The sequence below is a fragment of the Thermovirga lienii genome (assembly GCF_036847465.1).
Classification (GTDB): domain Bacteria; phylum Synergistota; class Synergistia; order Synergistales; family Thermovirgaceae; genus Thermovirga; species Thermovirga lienii.
On record NZ_DAITZW010000013.1, the window covers coordinates 21,827 to 41,173 of the forward strand.

20 protein-coding genes are annotated in these 19,347 nt (G+C 49.1%); 17 read left to right on the forward strand and 3 right to left on the reverse strand.

Annotation, left to right across the window (positions count from 1 at the left end; all coding sequences use genetic code 11):
• The first annotated feature begins 10 nt into the window (after positions 1-10).
• The 9 genes from V7Z69_RS05215 to V7Z69_RS05255 all read left to right on the forward strand — a co-directional run bounded on the left by V7Z69_RS05215 (position 11) and on the right by V7Z69_RS05255 (position 8,218).
• Positions 11-574, forward strand: a complete 564-nt coding sequence (locus V7Z69_RS05215) for a Fe-S-containing hydro-lyase (protein WP_334138952.1) — start codon at positions 11-13, stop codon at positions 572-574.
• An 18-nt stretch (positions 575-592) separates the two neighbouring features.
• The gene (locus tag V7Z69_RS05220; protein ID WP_334138954.1) at positions 593-1,750 is read left to right on the forward strand and encodes an aspartate-alanine antiporter-like transporter; all 1,158 of its coding nucleotides are present in this window, start codon (positions 593-595) and stop codon (positions 1,748-1,750) included.
• A 157-nt stretch (positions 1,751-1,907) separates the two neighbouring features.
• On the forward strand, positions 1,908-3,590 hold the full coding sequence (locus V7Z69_RS05225; RefSeq protein WP_334138955.1) for an acyl-CoA mutase large subunit family protein: 1,683 nt from the start codon (positions 1,908-1,910) through the stop codon (positions 3,588-3,590).
• 34 nt (positions 3,591-3,624) lie between these two features.
• Positions 3,625-4,035: a cobalamin B12-binding domain-containing protein gene (locus V7Z69_RS05230; protein ID WP_014162557.1), complete on the forward strand. Its 411-nt coding sequence runs from the start codon at positions 3,625-3,627 to the stop codon at positions 4,033-4,035.
• A 138-nt stretch (positions 4,036-4,173) separates the two neighbouring features.
• Entirely contained in the window at positions 4,174-4,578 is a 405-nt protein-coding gene (mce, locus tag V7Z69_RS05235; protein ID WP_014162558.1) for a methylmalonyl-CoA epimerase, read from the forward strand.
• A gap of 39 nt (positions 4,579-4,617) precedes the next feature.
• Positions 4,618-6,177, forward strand: coding sequence for an acyl-CoA carboxylase subunit beta (locus V7Z69_RS05240; protein WP_334138956.1), 1,560 nt, complete (start codon positions 4,618-4,620; stop codon positions 6,175-6,177).
• A 12-nt stretch (positions 6,178-6,189) separates the two neighbouring features.
• Positions 6,190-6,600, forward strand: a complete 411-nt coding sequence (locus V7Z69_RS05245) for an OadG family transporter subunit (RefSeq protein ID WP_014162560.1) — start codon at positions 6,190-6,192, stop codon at positions 6,598-6,600.
• A 61-nt stretch (positions 6,601-6,661) separates the two neighbouring features.
• On the forward strand, positions 6,662-7,069 hold the full coding sequence (locus V7Z69_RS05250; RefSeq protein ID WP_014162561.1) for a biotin/lipoyl-containing protein: 408 nt from the start codon (positions 6,662-6,664) through the stop codon (positions 7,067-7,069).
• Between the two features lie 24 nt (positions 7,070-7,093).
• On the forward strand, positions 7,094-8,218 hold the full coding sequence (locus V7Z69_RS05255; protein WP_014162562.1) for a sodium ion-translocating decarboxylase subunit beta: 1,125 nt from the start codon (positions 7,094-7,096) through the stop codon (positions 8,216-8,218).
• A gap of 65 nt (positions 8,219-8,283) precedes the next feature.
• Here the strand turns inward: V7Z69_RS05255 and V7Z69_RS05260 are convergent, their stop codons facing one another.
• Both V7Z69_RS05260 and V7Z69_RS05265 read right to left on the reverse strand, forming a co-directional pair.
• Positions 8,284-8,874: a class I SAM-dependent methyltransferase gene (locus V7Z69_RS05260; RefSeq protein WP_244406359.1), complete on the reverse strand. Its 591-nt coding sequence runs from the start codon at positions 8,872-8,874 to the stop codon at positions 8,284-8,286.
• Position 8,875: 1 nt separating this feature from the next.
• Positions 8,876-9,412 carry an ECF transporter S component gene (locus V7Z69_RS05265; RefSeq protein ID WP_014162564.1) on the reverse strand — a complete coding sequence of 179 codons (537 nt, stop codon included), beginning with the start codon at positions 9,410-9,412 and terminating at the stop codon, positions 8,876-8,878.
• A 151-nt stretch (positions 9,413-9,563) separates the two neighbouring features.
• On the opposite strand from V7Z69_RS05265, the gene V7Z69_RS05270 reads away from it, so the two are divergent.
• From V7Z69_RS05270 to V7Z69_RS05290, 5 genes are all read left to right on the forward strand, one after another.
• Positions 9,564-10,844, forward strand: coding sequence for an L-cysteine desulfidase family protein (locus V7Z69_RS05270; protein WP_014162565.1), 1,281 nt, complete (start codon positions 9,564-9,566; stop codon positions 10,842-10,844).
• 38 nt (positions 10,845-10,882) lie between these two features.
• Entirely contained in the window at positions 10,883-11,779 is an 897-nt protein-coding gene (locus V7Z69_RS05275) for a lysophospholipid acyltransferase family protein (RefSeq protein ID WP_014162566.1), read from the forward strand.
• Entirely contained in the window at positions 11,776-12,225 is a 450-nt protein-coding gene (locus tag V7Z69_RS05280; protein ID WP_014162567.1) for a RuvC family protein, read from the forward strand. The genes V7Z69_RS05275 and V7Z69_RS05280 overlap by 4 nt, the downstream gene beginning before the upstream one ends.
• A gap of 51 nt (positions 12,226-12,276) precedes the next feature.
• Positions 12,277-12,612 carry a hypothetical protein gene (locus V7Z69_RS05285; protein ID WP_014162568.1) on the forward strand — a complete coding sequence of 112 codons (336 nt, stop codon included), beginning with the start codon at positions 12,277-12,279 and terminating at the stop codon, positions 12,610-12,612.
• 67 nt (positions 12,613-12,679) lie between these two features.
• Positions 12,680-14,077: a chloride channel protein gene (locus V7Z69_RS05290; protein ID WP_041445717.1), complete on the forward strand. Its 1,398-nt coding sequence runs from the start codon at positions 12,680-12,682 to the stop codon at positions 14,075-14,077.
• On the opposite strand, the gene cuyB is transcribed toward V7Z69_RS05290, so the two are convergent.
• Complete coding sequence (gene cuyB, locus V7Z69_RS05295) at positions 14,071-14,766, reverse strand: cysteate racemase (RefSeq protein ID WP_014162570.1); 696 nt, start codon at positions 14,764-14,766, stop codon at positions 14,071-14,073. The genes V7Z69_RS05290 and cuyB overlap by 7 nt on opposite strands.
• 172 nt (positions 14,767-14,938) lie before the next feature.
• Here cuyB and V7Z69_RS05300 point away from each other — a divergent pair, with 172 nt between their 5' ends.
• The 3 genes from V7Z69_RS05300 (at position 14,939) to V7Z69_RS05310 (ending at position 19,277) form a co-directional block, all read left to right on the forward strand.
• A complete protein-coding gene (locus V7Z69_RS05300; protein WP_334138961.1) occupies positions 14,939-16,999 on the forward strand; it encodes a patatin-like phospholipase family protein in 2,061 nt (686 codons plus the stop codon).
• 132 nt (positions 17,000-17,131) lie between these two features.
• Positions 17,132-18,574 carry a proline--tRNA ligase gene (proS, locus tag V7Z69_RS05305; RefSeq protein WP_014162572.1) on the forward strand — a complete coding sequence of 481 codons (1,443 nt, stop codon included), beginning with the start codon at positions 17,132-17,134 and terminating at the stop codon, positions 18,572-18,574.
• A 142-nt stretch (positions 18,575-18,716) separates the two neighbouring features.
• Positions 18,717-19,277, forward strand: coding sequence for a macro domain-containing protein (locus V7Z69_RS05310; RefSeq protein ID WP_014162573.1), 561 nt, complete (start codon positions 18,717-18,719; stop codon positions 19,275-19,277).
• Positions 19,278-19,347: the final 70 nt, after the last annotated feature.

A 19,347-nucleotide genomic window follows, 5' to 3' on the forward strand; every position in this document is an offset into this window, starting at 1 on the left:
GGAGATTTTCGTGATAGAGACCATAGAGATTAAAACGCCAATGGACGATGAGCTCGTGATGCGCCTCAAATCCGGCGACCGGGTCCTTATCAGCGGAGACATTTATACGGCGCGGGATGCAGCTCATAAGCGCATGATCAAGGCCATAGAGGACAAAGAGCCCTTGCCTTTCGACCTTAAGGGTCAGGTCATCTATTACGTTGGTCCTGCTCCTGCCCCTCCAGGATGGGTTGTGGGATCTGCGGGGCCGACCACCAGCGGCAGGATGGATCCTTACACTCCTATGCTGCTTAAGTTGGGACTCAAGGGGATGATAGGGAAGGGCAGAAGGTCCCCAGAGGTTAAAAAAGCCATGAAAAAGTATAAGGCCGTTTATTTTGGAGCTGTCGGAGGGGCGGCAGCGCTGTTGGCCAAGAGCGTCGTTCGCGTGGAGAAGGTAGCCTACGAGGATTTGGGCCCTGAGGCGGTGATGAAGTTTACTGTCAGGAATTTTCCTGCGATCGTTGTAATTGATGCCTACGGGAATGACCTGTACGAAACGGAACCAGTTAGGTGGGCGTGTAGTAAAGAATAAAAAACGAGGGATACAAAAATGCACGTGTTTGCGAATCTTTTAAGCAACGAAATATTTGTCCTGGTTGTGACGACCGCCATAGGGGTTTTGTTAGGTAAAGTTGCTGTGGGTAAGGTTTCCTTGGGACTTTCTGGATGCCTTTTCTCTGGTTTGATATTCGGAGCTTTGGGATTACAAGTGGGGAAAACATTTTTTTATTGGAATTTGATAATTTTTGTTGTGAGCGTAGGGCTATTGGCAGCAAAGGATGTAATCGTCTTTATGAAAAGCTATGGGTTGAAGTTTGCAGCCCTTTCTGTGGCAGTGACCGGTGTTGGAGCAGCCAGCACATGGGTTTTTACCCATTTTGCTGGAGGTTTTGTTGACCCATACGTTGCAGCGGGCACATATGTCGGAGCTTTAACTAGTTCTCCAGATCTTGGGGCGGCACTGGAATCGTCTGCAGGAAATCCAGGAGTGGTAGCAGGCTACACTATAGCATATCCATTTGGGGTACTAGCTGTTGTGCTGTTTGTGCAATTGGCGCCTATTTTGTTGAAGATTGATATCGAAAAAGAGAGAGCAGATCTGGAAAAAATGGTAAATTCGTTGAATGACAAAAGAGCCAATGACTGTTCGAAAGTATATTCGAATGTGTTCAGTATCGCATCTTTCTTGATATGTATCGTGGTGGGGATGTTCGTTGGAAGCATTTTTATTCCTGTTCCGTGGATAGGAAAGGTGAGCTTGGGCACCACAGGTGGCGCTTTACTCGTATCTCTGATCTTTGGAGCTTTTCAGAGGATAGGTCCTTTGGATATGCGCATGGATAGAAAAATTTTGGCCATATTGAGGGATATGTCCCTCGCATTTTTTTTGACTTCCGCTGGATTGATGGCTGGACCTGCAATAATAGAGATTTTTTTGGAAAGAGGCTTTATGCTAGTGGGTATAAGCACGATAACGGCGCTTCTTTCTATATTGATCGGTTATCTTTTGGGGCGGAAATTGTGGAAGATTAATTGGATTATTTTAGCCGGAGCTATATGTGGCGCAATGACAAGCACTCCAGGTTTGGGAGCAGCTATTAGCGCTACAGATAGTGAAGACTGCGCTGCAGGCTATGGTGCAGCTTACCCAGTCGCGTTGTTTTGTATGGTAATTTTCACCACTATGATTGTTAAGACAGTGAACTGAGATTGTCGATTGTATAATTTGTAGTCTTTTGTCTTGCAATTCTAAGAAAATGCTTGCATTATTTGGCCTTATGATAAATAATGTTTCGAGATTGAATATCCCTTCACTATATGTATGAAGGAGACAGAACGCTTAAGAAGGAAAGGGGCGTCCTGAAGTGTTTGATAAGGAAGAACTTGAAAAGATCAAGGAAGGTACCAAAAAGTACGACGAGAAGGTTCAAAAGAGCCTTCAGAAGTTCTCTGAGCGAAAGGAAGAGTTCAAGACCGGAGGAGGCCTTCCCCTGGAGAGGCTATACACGCCAGCTCACTTGGAGGGCCGAAGCTATGTTGAGGATCTTGGATTCCCTGGTGAGTATCCTTATACCAGGGGTGTGCAGCCCACCATGTACCGCGGCAGATTCTGGACGATGCGCCAGTACGCTGGTTTTGCTACCGCTGCAGAATCCAATGCCCGTTACAGATATCTTCTGGAGCAGGGCCAGACGGGTCTTTCCGTAGCTTTCGACCTGCCTACCCAGATAGGGTATGACTCGGATCATCCCATGGCCCAGGGTGAGGTAGGTAAGGTTGGGGTCGCCATAGACAGCTTGGCTGACATGGAAGTGCTCTTCGACGGGATCCCTCTGGACAAGGTTTCCACGTCCATGACCATCAATGCTCCGGCATCAGTGCTTCTTTCCATGTACATAGCTGTTGGAGAGAAGCAGGGAGTATCGGCAGATAAGCTTTCTGGTACCATCCAGAACGACATTTTGAAAGAGTACATTGCTAGGGGTACTTACATTTTCCCACCTAAACCTTCCATGAGGTTGATAACCGACATATTCGAATTCTGCAGCACCCACGTTCCCAAATGGAACACCATATCTATTTCTGGCTATCACATAAGAGAGGCCGGTGCGACTGCCGTTCAGGAAGTGGCCTTTACGTTGGCTGACGGTCTTGCATATGTTGAGGCTGCCGTATCCAAGGGGCTTGACCCCAACGTATTCGGTAGAAGGCTTTCGTTCTTCTTCAACGCTCACAACGACTTCATCGAGGAAATAGCCAAGTTCAGGGCAGCTAGAAGGCTTTGGGCCAAACTAATGAAGGAAAGGTTTGGAGTAACCGATCCAAAGGCCCTTATGCTCCGTTTCCACACCCAGACTGCTGGCAGCACGCTGACAGCTCAGCAGCCAGAGAACAACATAGTGCGCGTGGCCATTCAGGCCTTGGCTGCAGTCTTGGGAGGAACTCAGTCCTTGCATACCAACAGTTTCGACGAGGCGTTGGCCCTACCCACTGAAAAGAGCGTAAGTATAGCCTTGAGAACCCAGCAGATAATCGCCTACGAGTCTGGCGTAGCCAACACGGTGGATCCGTTGGCGGGGAGCTATGCCATAGAGAGCCTGACCAACGAGATAGAAAGACAGGCGCTGGAGTACATAAACAAGATCGACGAAATGGGTGGCATGCTGAGGGCCATAGAAAATGGTTACGTCCAGCAGCAGATCCAGGATGCAGCCTACAACTACCAGAAGGCCGTTGAAAGCGGAGAGGCTGTAGTCGTTGGAGTCAACCGCTTTACCGTGGACGAACAGGGCGAAAAGAGAGAACTTTTGAAAGTAGACCCCAAGGTTGGAGAGAACCAGGTAAAGGCCCTGCAGGAAATGAAGAGCAGAAGAGACGGAGAGGCCGTAAGGCGTGCTCTTGAAGTGGTCAGGGAGACTGCCCGCGATGAAAGCCGAAACCTCATGCCCGCTATCATTGAGGCTGTAAAGGTTTACGCCACCGAGGGTGAGATCTGTGGCGTTCTCCGCGAGGAGTTTGGCGAGTATCAGGAAAATATAGTTCTGTAGGATTACAAGAAGTGATACGGGAGGTGCGACGGTGATGTCGGAACGAAAAATCAGAGTGGTAGTCGCAAAGCCTGGTCTCGATGGCCATGACAGGGGAGCCAAAGTTGTGGCCCGGGCACTTCGGGATGCGGGCATGGAGGTAATATACACAGGCCTCAGGCAAACTCCAGAAAGTATAGTGGAAACGGCCATTCAGGAGGACGCAGACGCCATAGGGGTCAGCATCTTGAGCGGTGCTCATGAGCACTACTTCAGGGAAATAATAAAGCTCCTTAAAGAAAAAAATGCAGAAGACATAATAGTCTTTGGCGGAGGAGTTATACCCGAAGACGATGTTCCCGCTCTTCTTGAGATGGGGGTTGGAGCTATTTTCGGACCTGGAACTCCAACCAAGACTTGCATAGAGTGGCTGGAAAAGGCGGTCGCCGAGAAGCGGAAAAAATAAATATCAGAAAACACGTAAACAGTTGTTGAGTTTGTCAACTGGTGCCATAGAACCTTTTAAAATTTCCATCAGAATTTTGAACGCAGGTCATGCATTAAGGTAAGATGTATGACCTGCATTTTAAGGAGGTTAAGCAGTATGAAACCTGTTGTGGTGGACCATATCGGCATAGCGGTAAAGAGCATCGAGGAGGCTTTGAAGTTTTGGGAAGCTACCTTGGGCATCAAGTGTGAAGGTGTAGAGGAAGTGCAGGAGCAAAAGGTAAAAACGGCTTTCTTGCCCATAAAGGACACGGAAGTTGAGCTCTTGGAGGCCACTGACGAGGATAGCCCCGTAGCCAAGTTCATAGAGAAAAAGGGCGAGGGTATCCATCATATAGCCATAAGAGTGGAAAATCTTGAGGAGGCGCTGGAAGAACTGAAGCAGAAAGGCGTACGCCTCATAGACGAAAAGCCTAGGTACGGGGCTGGAGGGGCTCGTATAGCCTTTGTTCACCCCAAGTCGACTGGCGGCGTTCTCCTTGAACTCAGTGAAAGAAACTGAGGCAAGGAATTATCGGCATAAAGTTAAGGGGGAAGCAAAATGAGTGAGCGTAACATCGGAGAGTTGTGTGAAGAACTTCTGAGACGCAGGGAAGAAGCCCGAAGTGGTGGTGGTGCCAAGGCTATCGAAAAGCAGCATCAAAAGGGCAAGCTTACGGCTCGCGAGAGGATCGACAAGCTGCTGGATCCAGGAAGCTTCGTGGAGATCGATGAGTTCGTGGAGCACAGGTGCACAAACTTCGGGATGGAAAAGAAGGTCTATCCCGGCGATGGTGTTGTCACAGGGTACGGAACCATCGATGGCCGCTTGGTTTACGTTTTCAGCCAGGACTTCACCGTCATGGGTGGTTCTTTGGGAGAAATGCACGCCAAAAAGATATGCAAGGTTATGGACCTTGCGGTGACCAATGGTGCTCCAGTAATAGGCTTGAATGATTCTGGCGGTGCACGCATACAGGAGGCTGTGGATAGCTTGTCAGGTTACGGCAACATTTTCTTCCGTAACACCCTTGCCAGCGGTGTCGTTCCTCAGCTTTCAGCCATACTGGGACCGGCGGCCGGTGGTGCGGTATACAGCCCGGCTCTGACAGACTTCATATTCATGGTGGACAAGATAGGGATAATGCACATAACTGGCCCCGCCGTTATCAAGGCTGTTACCGGCGAGGACGTAACGAGCGAGCAGATAGGTGGAGCCAGAGCCCACAACCAGATTTCTGGTAACGCCCATTTCTTCGCTGCCAATGAGGAAGAGTGCTTCGCGCAGATACGCAAACTTCTTTCCTACCTTCCCAGCAACAACATGGAAGAGCCTCCATTCGTTGAGACCGATGACCCTGTAGATAGGACCGAAATGGCCCTTCGTGACATAGTTCCCACCAACCCCAACAAGGGATACAAGGTGCAGGACGTCATAGAGAAGATCGTTGACAACGGTGAGTTTTTCGAAGTTCAGCCCATGTGGGCAAGGAACATCGTAACTGGCTTTGCTCGTGTAGGCGGCTATGTGATAGGCATCATCGCAAACCAGGCCGCAGTGATGGCTGGATGCTTGGATATAGATGCCTCCGATAAGGCCAGCAGGTTCATCCGCTACTGCGATGCCTTTAACATTCCTATCGTAACCTTTGTTGACGTGCCTGGATATCTCCCAGGAAAGGCCCAGGAGCTTGGTGGAATCATAAGACACGGTGCAAAGCTCCTTTATGCTTACAGTGAGGCCACGGTGCCTCTTATTACCCTGGTTCTGAGAAAGGCGTACGGTGGCGCCTACCTTGGCATGTGCAGCAAGGACCTTGGGGCGGACGTGGTATTGGCATGGCCCCAGGCCGAGATAGCAGTTATGGGTGCAGAGGGCGCAGCCAACATCATCTTCCGCAAAGAGATAGAATCTGCTGAAGATCCTCAGGCCGAGAGGGCCAAGAAGATAGAGGAATACAGGGCTGCTTTCGCCACGCCATATCAGGCTGCCAAGAGAGGTTTCGTGGATCGCGTGATTCTGCCTGAGGAGACGAGGTTGGAGATTTACAATGCACTCGTCCAGACGGAAGGCAAGCGGGCTCTGAGACCTCGTAGGAAGCACGGCGTAATGCCTCATTAGGGAGGTTTCAATATGGGGATGACAACTTTTGCTGAGAGATTTTCTCAAGGAACAAGCGGTGCAGTTGCCCTGGCTATGATTGCGTTCTCAGTGGTCTTTCTTGTACTCATGGGATTGACCCTGGTCATATATGCAGTTAGGTTCATAGCGGCAGGGAACAAGAAAGAACAGCCCGCTGGCAAGGGAGGAGGGGCTGTAAAGACGGCCACCTCTGCTCCTTCTGCTCCGGTGGCCCCAAAGGTAGCCCAGGTTGCCGCCAAGGATGAAGAGATAGCGGCCGTGATAGCAGCGGCTATAGCGGCCTCATGTGGCGGCGTGGTTACCTCCATACGCAGGGCCGCTCCCGTTAGTACGGGGCGCATGAAAGCTGCCAAGGCTTGGAAGCTTGCAGCAAGGATGGAACTTTCCGAAGGCCTGGAATAACCCAAAATTGACAGAAGTAATTACTAGAAAATTTTTTAAAAGTCGATAAGGAGGAGAAACAATGGCACGCAAATACAGGATCACGGTTAATGGTACAAGTTACGAGGTGGAAGTGGAGGAACTTCAAGCAGCAGCTGCGCCAGCGCCTGCTGCCGCTCCTGCGGCGAGCAAACCTGCTGCGCCAGCACCAGCTCCAGCTCCCGCGCCAACGCCAGCTCCGGCGCCTGCGGCCGCTCCAGCATCCGCACCAGCAGGCGGTGAGGTTGTTGAGGCTCCCATGCCCGGTAAAGTCCTAAAGGTGGCAGTGAGCGTTGGGGCTCAGGTGAACAGCGGGGATGTTCTCCTTATTTTGGAAGCCATGAAAATGGAAAACGAAATCCAGGCGCCAGTATCCGGCACTGTCAAAGAGGTGCGAGTAAAAGACGGCGATTCAGTCAATACCGGTGACGTGCTCGTAGTTTTGGGCTAGTCCAGCTTGAAAGGGTGAGAGGCCATGGAACTGTATTTTAAGGCCTTGTCGACTATCCTGACCCAGTCAGGATTTGCAGGGTTGACCTTAGGTAACATAATAATGCTGATAGTGGCTTTCGTGCTGCTTTACCTTGCCATAGCAAAGGGATTTGAGCCCCTTCTTCTGGTCCCTATTGCTACCGGCTGTCTGCTCGTCAATTTGCCGTTATCGGGAATAATGGATGAAGGCGGATTTTTGAGATACGTCTTCTTTGGTACAGAGCACGAAATATACCCGGTCATAATATTCATGGGTATTGGTGCATTGACGGACTTTTCGCCCCTCTTGGCGAATCCCATAACCTTTTTGCTGGGGGCTGCTGCCCAGTTGGGAGTTTTCATAGCTCTTTTCGGAGCTTTGATGCTCGGATTTACCGTGCAGGAGGCAGCATCTATAGCCATCATAGGCGGTGCTGATGGTCCGACCTCCATATACCTTACGATGAAGCTGGCCCCCCAGATTCTAGGAGCTGTGGCAGTTGCAGCTTACAGCTACATGTCGTTGGTTCCTCTAATTCAGCCTCCTGTAATAAAGCTTCTTACTACTAAGAAGGACAGGGCTATAAGGATGGACAGCCTTCGCCCAGTGAGCAAGAGGGAGAGAGTCCTTTTCCCAATTATTTGTACCATCGCTGCAGGGCTTATCCTTCCAGCTTCGGTACCCCTGATAGGTGTTCTCATGTTCGGTAACTTGCTTAGAGAGTGCGGGGTAACAGAAAGGCTCAGCCATGCAGCCCAGAACGAGATACTGAACGCAACGACTATATTCCTGGGACTTACGGTGGGTGCTACAATGCAGGCTGACTCGTTCCTTACCATAGGCACTATAAAGATCATATTCCTTGGGCTTGTGGCCTTCATCTTCTCAACTGCCGGAGGTGTTCTCTTCGGCCAGCTTATGAAGATCCTTTCTGGAGGCAAGATCAACCCGATGATAGGTGCTGCAGGGGTTTCTGCTGTTCCCATGGCGGCAAGGGTCGTTCAGCGCGTAAGCGCTCAGGAAAATCCTTCGAACTTCCTGCTGATGCACGCCATGGGCCCAAATGTGGCAGGAGTTATAGGAACGGCAGTTGCAGCAGGTGCTATGCTCACGCTCTTGAGCAACTAGATAGCGTCCTTGCGATTAAGAAAATAAAGCAGGCGAGGAATATCCCATCGCCTGCTTTATTTTATTCAGGGTTTTTGAAGAATCAAAAGATACATGGTGTCGTCGTCTTGGGTCTTCAATACGGAAAACATTTCTTCAGAAGCCCACTGGGCTACGGTCTCAGCACAGTCCAGAAGGTGATTGTTTATTGGAGATGGAAGAGCTTTATGAATTGAATTGATTTTTTCTCTGCTCTGAGAGTGAAACACGAAGGCCATCCCTTTTGGGACAAGGACCCGAAACCACTCTTTTAAGCATGCTCGTTTGTCTTCCAAGTGGGGAAAACAGGAAAATACAGTTATCAAGTCAATGCTTTCGTCTTCAATAGGTATGTTTTCGCTGAAGGCCTTAATTAGCTTTATCCTGGGATCATTGAACTTGGCAGAAGCCACTTCAAGCATCTTGGCTGATGGATCCAGGCCCCAGAGGGTACCATTCTCTTGCAGGCGCTCCAAGAGCAGGGGAAATAAAGTTCCTGTACCACAACCGATGTCCAGGATGGATTTGAAAGGGCCTGTGGGGCTTTGGACTTCCTGTAGGATGTTTTTAATCAACCTGTAGTCAACTTGTATTTTCTTGTCCCAGCTTGGGGCTATAGCATCAAAGTAACTAACCACATTATCCAACTTTTTCGTGCTCCCTTCCTTGGATGTAGATGGTTGCGCGTTCCAGAGCGAAGGTCAAAGGCGGCAAAACTAAAATTTGCATTATAACGCCAGGCAATCCAGCCACTAAAGAGGTAGTGAAGGGGAACAAAAGCGGGAATCTAGGTAGTCCGAAGAGGGGCAAAAGCCCCCAACCTACGATCCCAGTAACAGTTCTGCCTGCCGTCATGGCTAGCACCATGGAGATGTATATGTTCATGCCCTTTTCTCTGGTTTTGCCGGAGACGTATCCGTATGTCCCAAGTTCAAAAATCATAAGTTGTGCTATTGGGGGCACCATGGGAGGCATTCCTGTGAGCAAGGAGGATAGCAATGGAGTGAGTGTTCCAACTAGCAATCCCTCACGGGAGCCCAGAAGCAATCCAGCCAAGAAAACCGGGATGTGCATGGGCAGGAATATTTTCCCAAGACCGAACAGGTGGAAGAGCATGGGCAACAAAATCCCCAACGCTACAAAAAGGGAACAGCCAGTCAGCTTGCGGGTAGCCATTGTAGGTGCTCCTTTCATACTTTTTTGTTAATTAGTAACACTCATGAAGGGAATAGTCAAGACAAAAGGATAAATCAGCCTACCGTAAATATGTCCTAGAGGTTAATATAATGAGGTGTTGGTGAGTCAATAAGCCTGGGGGGAATGTTAGATGAACATATCTACGTTTATCAGAGAGGAAGTGAAACCTGCCCTGGGATGTACTGAGCCTGGGGCTGTGGCCCTAGCTGCCTCTGTAGCGGCTAAAGAACTTGCATCAGATGTGGAGCGTATACATCTTAAGCTTTCTGCCAACATCTTCAAAAACGGACTAAGTGTGGGGATACCTGGCCTTAAGAGCAAAAGAGGTAACCTCTTGGCAGCGGCTTTAGGGGCATTAGGAGGTAATCCCGATAAAGGCCTGATGGTTTTAGAGGGGATCGGAGAAGAAACCCAACAAAAAGCTTTGAGGATGCTCCAAAGCGGAGGGGTGACGCAGGAAGTGGTGCAGGACGTGCCATCCGTCTACGTGGAGGCAGATGTTTATGGTGGTGGCCACAGTGCGTCGTGTGTTGTTTCAGGAAAGCATGACAGGGTCGTTGAGGTAAGGAAGGACGGGAACATAACAAGAAGGTTGCTGGAGGTGGATTCGACATCTCAGACTAGACCCAGACATGTAGACGAGCTGATGAACATGGGCATGAAGGAGCTGTGGAAACTTGCAGATCAGATAACCCAAGAAGACGAGGAGTTTTTGGTCTCGGGAGCGGAGATGAATTTGAAAGTAGCTGAGGCAGGCCTGAAGGAGCCGTGGGGTATAGGTGTGGGGTATACGATCAACATGCAAGATTTTTCAAGAGAGGATATCCTGATGGGGATTAAGGCTGTTTGCGGTGCTGCAGCGGATGTTAGAATGGCAGGAGGATCATACCCGGTGATGAGTAGTGCGGGGAGTGGAAACCACGGAATAACAGCCATTCTACCGCCTACCATAGTGGCGAAAAGGCTAAAGAAGGACAAAAGGTCCCTCGCAGAAGCTTTGGCCCTTAGCCACATGGTTACCAGTGCCATAAAAGCTCACACTGGCCGCCTGACGCCCATATGTGGTTGTGCCGTAGCAGCCGGGTCAGGGGCGGCTGCAGCCATTGTGAGGCTTTGTGGTGGAACTTATCAGCAGGCCCAGCAGGCAGTAGGTTTCTTGGCGGCTTCTTTGCTTGGCATGATATGCGATGGAGCGAAAGAAGCATGTGCGCTCAAGGTATCTACAGCGGCAGGGGAAGCCTACACCAGTGCTTTGCTGGCCCTAAAGGACAGAAGCTTTCCTGTTGCCCAGGGGTTAATATCTGAGGATTTTGTGGAAACCGCCAGGTCCATAGGCTTGTTGAGCAGGGAAGGCATGGTCACCACTGACTTGGTTATGCTTAAAAGACTTTCAGAGCTTAATGGACTGTAGGTTTTAAGAAAACTTTTTCGGGAAAGGACAAGCACAATATGGCAGAGAACAAGGACAGACGAAACAACTTCATATGGGGTGCTATTAAATTTTTTATGCACTTGACCAGTATTTTGCCTCATAAGGTTGCAGTGCGTCTTGGGGGGTTTTTGGGGCTATGTGTTTGGGCACTTTCCAAAAAGAAAGTTGACGAAGCGGAGAAACGATGTGTGGAAGTGTTAGGGGTAGGAGTGACCAAGGCACGAAAGATAGTAAGGGACTCCTATGTAAACCTTGGAAGGGGCTTCTCGGAGTTTGTGCTTCTTCCCAAGTTGAGGGAGGGCCTTTTTGAATATGTCACTGTTCATGGAGAGGAAAACCTCAAAAGCGCCTTTTCGCAAGGCAAAGGAGTGATTTTGCTTACAGCCCATATAGGCAATTGGGAGTTTGCAGCTGCTTATTTGGGGCTTTCTGGTTATCCAATGAACGCAATAGGAGCGGAGCAGAGGGATGAAAGGATAACCAATTTAATAGAGGACCTTAGGGCAAGCTGCGGAGTAAAGACCATAGGTAAGGGGTTTGATCTGAAAAGCGCCCTAGCCTGTCTTAAAAGAGGGGAGCTTTTGGGAGTCTTGCTGGATCAGGACTTCAGGGACAAAGGTGTGGTGGTGCCATTTTTGGGCGTTGATGCGAGCACACCATACGGACCATTGAAGATGGCGGACAAGCTCGGAGCCTTGATTGTACCTCTTTTCATAATAAGAAGAGAAGACGGCATAAGGCATGACCTGTACTTTTTGGAGCCATTGCAGCCTAAAGGATCAAAGTTTGAGGATTCCTTGGAGGAGTCCGCTGCGATGTGCAATGACGTCATAAGCCAGTGGATCTTGAGGTTTCCCGGACAGTGGATGTGGCTCTATGACCGGTGGGCCTCCACCAGGGAGAGAAAACGATGATACTGGCCATGGACCCTGGCCGAGGAAAGTTCGGTTGGGCTTTTGGTACCTCAAAAGGAGAGCTTCTTTTATGCGGCATAACCCCTACAGACAGGATGGAGGATTTTATAGATGCCGTCCTTAGGGAAGAAGGAGCTCTTTTGGAAAGTTGGGCTACTGAAGGTGATAAGCCCTTCACATTGGAGAGGCCAGAGATGGTCCTTTTGGGAAAGGGAACGGGAAGTGGCCTTTTTCGCAAGGTTCTGGAAGCAAAAGGAGTTCAATACGTATTAGTTGATGAAGCTTTCTCCACCCTAAAGGCCAGGAACCTGTATTGGAGACTCCATCCACCCAGGGGGATTATGAGATTGATTCCCAGGTCTCTTAGAGTCCCTCCACGGGACTTGGACGATCTTTCAGCGTTAGTTCTCTTGGAGCGATGGGTTGAAGAAAGCAGGAACCGTTAGAAACCTTGCACAGAAGAGAAAAAGATTATACATTATACAAGAGGTGGAAATATGAAAAAACTTCCTAGATTGAAGGTTTACATGGAGCAACCAGGTTTTGGTGTGGGGTGTGTCGAGTTAGAGTATGGAGAAGAGGAGATGAAGTCCTTTCCCATGGCAGGTGTTCGCCATCAGGTGGGGGAGCTCTTGGTTAAGATCAAGGAGAATTATAAGGACAGATTGGAATTGGATCTGGTCGATCCGAGGAACATCGTAGCTTTGAAGGACGTTTTACTTCTGGGTATCAAATCCACGGAAGTGACGTGGGTGTTGAACCGCAAGGTCATTTTTAGAGGTGTTCCCGACTGGGACACCATAAAGAAGGCCATAGATCAAGCTTTACAGTAGTACCAATAAATAACCACAGTTGGTGTAAACTTTAATCCTAAATTCAAGGGAGGGGAAAGTGAACTTTATGCGAAAGTCGCTGTTGTCTATAACCGCCGAGATTGGAATACTTTTTTATTCTCTTTTCAAGTGGATATTTTTGGCTATATTAGCTGGTGTGGTAGTTGGAGCGGCGGCTTCTTTGTTCTTGCTGATTCTGCATGAGAGTATAGATTTCGTCCTGAAGTATTCCCCTTGGAGCTTTGTCCTTTTGCCGGCAGGGTTGGTGGTGAGTACATATCTCGTTAAAACCTTTGCACCAGATGCTGCTGGTCATGGGACCGAGAAGGTCATAGAGGCAATTCACATGCGTTCAGGCAGAATACCCATTGTTGTGGTTCCCGTAAAGCTTTTGGCTACGGTTATAACCCTCTCGGTGGGGGGATCCGCAGGCAAAGAGGGGCCATGTGCCCAGATAGGAGCTGGTATTACCTCTTCCATGGCTAGTTTGTTCAGGTTTAACGACATTGACCGTAAGAAGCTAGTGGTATGTGGTATATCTGCAGGTTTTGCTTCCATCTTTGGTACTCCCATAGCTGGGGCCATATTTGGCCTTGAGGTACTCTTCATCGGGCAGGTTTTGTACGACGTCCTTTTGCCGTCCTTCATCAGCGGAATGGTGGCCTTCCAGACGGCGTCCCTTTTGGGCGTAGAGTACTTCAAGTTTCCTGTAGAGCTTCACGCAACGTTTTCTGAAAGCGGATTTGTTTTGGCCATAGCATCAGGGGTCTTCTTCGGCCTTGTGGCTTTGCTTCATATAGAAATAATCAAAGCTGTTGAAGGACTTTCGGGCAAAACCTCAATAGGGCCCTACAAGAAAGCCTTTTATGGAGGTTGTTTACTCCTGGTGCTCGGATTGCTCTTTGGAACGAGATATTTCGGTTTGGGAACTGAGACCATAGAGCAGGCATTATCGGGGAAAGATGTGCCCCTTCTTGCCTTTTTCCTCAAACCTATTTTTACGAGCATCACATTATCAGTAGGTGGAAGCGGTGGAATACTGACTCCCACATTCTTCGTGGGTGCCACGTCTGGGGTGACCTTTGCCAAGATCTTTGGTCTGGACCCCATGCTCTTTGCTTGCATAGGTTTCGTGGCGGTTCTTGCTGGTGCGGCTAACACTCCTATTGCTGCGACCATAATGGCTGTGGAGCTTTTCGGGTCGAGCGTTACGGCATATGCTGCGGCCTCATGCATAGTGGCGTTCGTCATAAGTGGACATAGGAGCGTCTATCCCAGTCAAATACTGGCTCGTCCCAAGTCTCCCGTCTTCAGGTGCAATGGAAATGAGCCTGTTGAGAAAGTAAGCCACGAAGTGATCACCAGGGAAACTCTGATCCCCTACCTCCGAGAACAGCTCAAACTCTATTGGAACCGCAAAACTTTCCATCTGCGTGACCAGAGAAAAGACGATGAAGTTCAGTAAAGTTCCTTAATACATGCCCTAGCCAAAGCCTCCAGGCTTGAGATCATCCTTTCTTTGGGAAGGGAGGCAGCCTCGTATGCAATGGGAAGCTCAGTGCACGCTGCTATGACAGGTAGGTCCTGTTCACTCCAAAGCTCTTCAACGGCGTTTCTTAGTGCCTTCTTTGCTTTGTCTGGGCGGCCTTCTTTCACGGCTGTTATGGCAGAGGTTATTGTTCTCTGTACGTTGGGGTTTGGTTTATACAGTTGAAAGCCCTTTTGGCTTGCGTGGGCATCGTAGAGTCCTGTCTTGATGGTTCCTTCTGTTGCCAAAAGCCAAGCGCCCCTTTCGTCTTTATTTAGTGCTTCGTCTAGGGTGGAGGTCACAATGTGAACTAAAGGCGCAGGTAGTAAGTCACCCATCTTGTCTATGAAAAAGTGGGCTGTGTTGCAGGGGACTGCCAGAATGTGGGCTCCCCACTTGGCTAGAGTCTCGAGTCCTTCCTTGATTAGGCCGAAGGGATCCTCACCGGCTCCCAGTATGGCTTGAGTCCTGTCAGGTATCTGAGGGTTGGATAAAAGATATATCTTGGGATGGTCTTGATCCCTTTGGGCTGGAGCCATTGTGGCAAGAAGTCTCAAGAACTCGGCTGTCGCAGCAGGCCCCATGCCACCTAAAACCCCAAGGATTTTATTGTTGTAAGAACTCATTCTTTAGTCTCCTCCTAAGTTATTTCGTGGGACTGATTATTTTTGTTGAATGAATACCTAATAATATATTATAAAAGAACGGGTTTTGGAATAAACGAAGAAAGGGTGCATATAGTTGAGAATGCCAAAAAAAGGGGCTTTGTTTTTTTTGTCCGTGTGGGTTGCCTTTTTTATGTGTTTTTTTAATGGGGTAACAGCTGCAGCAGACGGGGGTGTGGTCTTGGTTCTTTCGGGAGGTGGAATCAGAGGCCTGGCTCACATAGGGGTTATAAAGGCCCTGGAAGAAAGGAACGTTCCAGTTGTGGGGATCGTTGGTACCAGTATGGGATCCCTGGTGGGGGCCCTTGCTTCCTGCGGATATGACGCCCCACAACTCGAGAAAATCATAGGCGATATAGATTTGACTGAACTTTTATATGATAGGACGGCTCCCTCAAAAATGGCCATTGGGGAAAGGGCCCTAGCGGAACAGCAGACCCTTCTGAGGATAGACATGGATAAGTCTTGGAGAGTAGAGGGCCCCAAGGGGGCCATGCGAGGAAAACGTTTGATCGAACGTTTTGCAAGGTGGACCAGTGTATGTCCTGTGAACAATTTCGATAACTTACCTGTACCCTTTGCCGCAGTTGCTACAGATTTGGTGTCCGGTGAGGCCGTAGTCATAAGGCAAGGAGACCTTGCCTCAGCCATGAGAGCATCCATGTCCATTCCAGGACTTTTCGAACCTTGGGAGATGGACGGACGGATGCTGGTGGATGGAGGACTTGCTGCAAATTTACCAGTAAGGATAGCAAAAAAGATATTTCCTAACCATCCAATAGTCGCGGTGGACGTGACGGGAAAGGGTAAAAGCAAGGAAGAGATCCGTACGGTTATGGACGTTATAGATCAGTCCATAACCGTAATGACCAGAAGAACCGTAGAGGAAGATGCAAGATATGCTGATGTCCTCATAACTCCTGATGTTTCCAAGGTTTCCATATTATCCACCAGAGGCTGGGATGAGATAATCGAAAGAGGCTACATAGCAGCCGCTGATAAGATGCCAGAGGTGCTTGCCCTGTTTAGAGGTGGAGGTGTTGCCAAGACAGGGAGAATGCGTCCAGAAAAGCCCGTAGTGGAGAGTATAGCCATAGAGGGCATGGGAGGCGAGGTAGCGAAGGAAATATTGGAGTCCTGCGAGGATTGCATAGGAAAGCCTCTGGACGTAAGTAGGCTTCAGGAAGTGTGCAGGTCCCTCAGAGAGAGTGAGGGAATAAAGGAGGCGTCTTATGTTGTTCAGAGAAAGACTTCTTCCACGGCCAAAGTGATAATAAAGGTGGAAAAGGAACCTCCGTACCAATTTGTGCTGTCAGGTTACGCTTCCAATTTGTCCCCCAACCGACAGCTTTATGGGGACCTATTTATGAGAGATGTAGTTTATGAAGGAGATGTCCTATACGTCAAAACAGGTATTGGAGAAAACTGGGGAGCCCAGGTAGGGTACCTTGGAATAATTGACGATGAATCCATGAGGTTTGGGTTGGATTTGTTTGCTTTGAAGGAAGAGTACCAACCAGAGGGGTTAGGTGCATATGAGTGGAAAAAATATGGCTTAACAGTCGGCGAGTACATCAAGACAGGAGAGCTTAGGTGGTATCTGGGTTATAAAATGGGTGAGGCTCGCTACGAGGGCGAAAATCACAGCTTCCATGGCCCTTCGATAGGCATAGCGTGGGACAACAGGGATGATCCCATAGACCCGGAAAAAGGAACGGAGATTAACGTTGCTGGTTGGTTAGAGGACAATTCTATGCTTCTTGGAAGGCTTGAGGTACGTTCCATATTACCTCTGGGGCAATCTTCCAAGGTGATTTTCAGGGGAGGGGCGATCCTGGGTGACCAGGGACGTCCTTGGTTCTCAGCATATCTGGGAGCCAAAAATGAGTTGTACTCCAGAGCCTACCACCCGCTGAAGGGAGAAAACGCTGCTTGGGCTGGCCTTACCTATCGTAAGGCTCTAACGGAGAGCTGGTGGGGAAGAGTTTATGTGGATCTTTTTGCAACGGGTGGAAGAGTTTACCCGGAGGATTGGGAAGACGCAAGAGAGGTTTGGGAGACTGGCCTGGCTGTAACCCTGCCCGGTAAGATTTTGGATGGTAAGATATTCGTCGTGTACGATGACGAAGGGGATTGGAGTTTCGGATACTCCTTGGGTAGCCCCAGAGATTATGGTGAACTGGTGTATCCATGAGGCAAGTTGGAAGGTTTCCTTTACAACGACTGTATATTTACTAAAATAATCTGCATGTTAGTTTGTTAAGAGGAATTTTGTGATTTTGGAATCCAAGAAACTCTTAAGTGAGTAGGATGGGGAGGATTAAAGATGGCAAAAAATATTACACCGAGGGAAGAAGATTACTCGCAATGGTACCTTGACGTCATAAAGGCCGCGGAGTTGGCGGACTACGCTCCTGTCAGAGGTTGCATGGTCATAAGGCCCAATGGGTATTCCCTTTGGGAGATGATACAGAAGCATTTTGATGAAGCATTCAAGGACACGGGGCACGTCAACGCTTACTTTCCCCTTCTTATACCCAATTCTTTCTTGGAGAAAGAAGCAGATCACGTGGAGGGGTTCGCTCCTGAGTGCGCGGTGGTTACCCATGCTGGAGGCGAGGAACTTGAAGAACCTTTGGTGGTAAGGCCAACGTCGGAAACGGTAATAGGACACATGTACAGCAAATGGGTTCAGTCTTGGAGGGACCTTCCAATCCTCATAAATCAGTGGTGCAACGTAATGAGGTGGGAGAAGCGGTCAAGACTTTTTCTCAGAACCTCGGAGTTCTTGTGGCAGGAAGGACACACCGCTCATGCCACTAAAGAGGAGGCCATGGAGGAAACCCTCAAGATGCTTGGGGTGTACCGCAAGATAATGGAGGAGGTATTGGCCCTGCCAGTGATAACTGGGGAGAAGTCGGAGGGTGAACGTTTTCCCGGAGCAGACAATACCTATACGTGCGAAGCCATGATGACCGACAAGAAAGCCCTTCAAGCGGGGACTAGCCATTTTCTCGGTCAAAATTTTGCCAAGGCCTTCGATATAACCTTCCAGAGCAAAGAAGGGACCTTGGAGTATGCTTGGACAACCAGTTGGGGAGTATCTACCAGGCTTATAGGGGCCATAATAATGACCCACTCTGACAACGATGGCTTGATTGTGCCGCCTAACGTGGCTCCCGTGAAGGCCGTCATTCTGCCCTTAGGCGCTGAAGAGGCCAAAGTTACGGAACTTTATGAGCCTAAAGCACAGGAATTGGCTGCCACATTGAACGATATATTAGGAAAGAGAAGCGTAAAAGTCGACACCAACTATCACATGAGGCCAGCGGACAGGTTCTTTTACCATCTACAGCGTGGAGTGCCTTTGAGGATTGAACTAGGCGAAAAAGAGTACAGCAAGGAGTCGGTTAGGTTGGTGAGGAGGGACACTGGTGAGAGATTCGATGTGTCCTGGGATAGGGCTCCCGAGGTGGTCAAAGAAACCTTGGAGGCCATCCAAGCCAACCTTTACAAGAGAGCCAAGGACTTCAGAGAATCTAATACCCACTTTGTGGAATCCTTTGATGAGTTCAAGAAGGTCCTTGCAGAAAAGGGTGGATTTATAAAGGCCTACTTTGCTGGAAGCAAGGAAGATGAACGGGCTATAAAAGAGGAGACCATGGCCACAGTTCGCTGCTTCCCCTTGGATGAAGAGCATGCAAGAGGCAAATGCTTCTACACCGGCAAGGAAGGAGCGAGGTTAGCCATTTTCGCTAAAGCGTATTAGTGTGGAGTAAGATTCTGAAAAAAGGCTGATAATGCGATAAAGTGGCCCTGCTATCGCTCTTAGGGCCACTTTATTTTATAATAATAATGTGTAGTGGTTTTCAGGGATTGCACAATTTCGCAACGACACGGGAGGAGAGAATATGGTTTCCGAGCGAAAGGTCGGAAAGACGGTAATAAGGCTTGTAAAGGGAGACATAACTCAATATGACGGTGATGCCATAGTCAATGCAGCCAACAACCACTTGTGGATGGGAGCTGGTGTAGCAGGAGCTATAAAGAGGAGAGGAGGAGAGTCCATAGAAAAGGAGGCAGTGGAGCGGGGCCCCATTAAGGTTGGAGAAGCCATAGTGACAGAGGCTGGCGACTTGGATGTGGACTACATAATCCATGCTGCTGTGATGGGACAGGACCTCAAGACGAGCGAGGCCATAATAAGGGAAGCTACGCAGAACAGCTTATATAAGTGCGACGAACTCGGCATAGAGAGGGTTGCGTTTCCTGCCTTTGGCACCGGTATTGGGGGATTCCCCGTCGATAAGTGTGCCAAGGCGATGCTGGAGGAAGTAGTGCTGTATCTTGAGGAAGAAAAGGACACCAACCTCAGGGAGATAGCCTTTTACCTTTTTGGAGAGGAAACCTACATGGCGTTCGCGAGGGCTCTTGAAAAGGTTCACGTAGTCCAAGGAATGGAAGGAGAATAAAGAAATTTTAAATTCCTGTAAGGGGCCACAAATTGCTTCCGTTTAATTAGTTGAAGGAGATGGTGGGAGT

What these genes read in the sequence shown, in the direction of transcription:
- V7Z69_RS05220 (WP_334138954.1), top strand. Translation starts at nt 593, where the DNA reads ATGCACGTGTTTGCGAATCTTTTAAGCAACGAAATATTTGTCCTGGTT.
- V7Z69_RS05230 (WP_014162557.1), top strand. Translation starts at nt 3,625, where the DNA reads ATGTCGGAACGAAAAATCAGAGTGGTAGTCGCAAAGCCTGGTCTCGAT.
- mce (WP_014162558.1), top strand. Translation starts at nt 4,174, where the DNA reads ATGAAACCTGTTGTGGTGGACCATATCGGCATAGCGGTAAAGAGCATC.
- V7Z69_RS05240 (WP_334138956.1), top strand. Translation starts at nt 4,618, where the DNA reads ATGAGTGAGCGTAACATCGGAGAGTTGTGTGAAGAACTTCTGAGACGC.
- V7Z69_RS05245 (WP_014162560.1), top strand. Translation starts at nt 6,190, where the DNA reads ATGGGGATGACAACTTTTGCTGAGAGATTTTCTCAAGGAACAAGCGGT.
- V7Z69_RS05250 (WP_014162561.1), top strand. Translation starts at nt 6,662, where the DNA reads ATGGCACGCAAATACAGGATCACGGTTAATGGTACAAGTTACGAGGTG.
- V7Z69_RS05255 (WP_014162562.1), top strand. Translation starts at nt 7,094, where the DNA reads ATGGAACTGTATTTTAAGGCCTTGTCGACTATCCTGACCCAGTCAGGA.
- V7Z69_RS05265 (WP_014162564.1), bottom strand. Translation starts at nt 9,412, where the DNA reads ATGGCTACCCGCAAGCTGACTGGCTGTTCCCTTTTTGTAGCGTTGGGG.
- V7Z69_RS05270 (WP_014162565.1), top strand. Translation starts at nt 9,564, where the DNA reads ATGAACATATCTACGTTTATCAGAGAGGAAGTGAAACCTGCCCTGGGA.
- V7Z69_RS05275 (WP_014162566.1), top strand. Translation starts at nt 10,883, where the DNA reads ATGGCAGAGAACAAGGACAGACGAAACAACTTCATATGGGGTGCTATT.
- V7Z69_RS05280 (WP_014162567.1), top strand. Translation starts at nt 11,776, where the DNA reads ATGATACTGGCCATGGACCCTGGCCGAGGAAAGTTCGGTTGGGCTTTT.
- V7Z69_RS05285 (WP_014162568.1), top strand. Translation starts at nt 12,277, where the DNA reads ATGAAAAAACTTCCTAGATTGAAGGTTTACATGGAGCAACCAGGTTTT.
- V7Z69_RS05290 (WP_041445717.1), top strand. Translation starts at nt 12,680, where the DNA reads ATGCGAAAGTCGCTGTTGTCTATAACCGCCGAGATTGGAATACTTTTT.
- cuyB (WP_014162570.1), bottom strand. Translation starts at nt 14,766, where the DNA reads ATGAGTTCTTACAACAATAAAATCCTTGGGGTTTTAGGTGGCATGGGG.
- V7Z69_RS05300 (WP_334138961.1), top strand. Translation starts at nt 14,939, where the DNA reads ATGTGTTTTTTTAATGGGGTAACAGCTGCAGCAGACGGGGGTGTGGTC.
- proS (WP_014162572.1), top strand. Translation starts at nt 17,132, where the DNA reads ATGGCAAAAAATATTACACCGAGGGAAGAAGATTACTCGCAATGGTAC.
- V7Z69_RS05310 (WP_014162573.1), top strand. Translation starts at nt 18,717, where the DNA reads ATGGTTTCCGAGCGAAAGGTCGGAAAGACGGTAATAAGGCTTGTAAAG.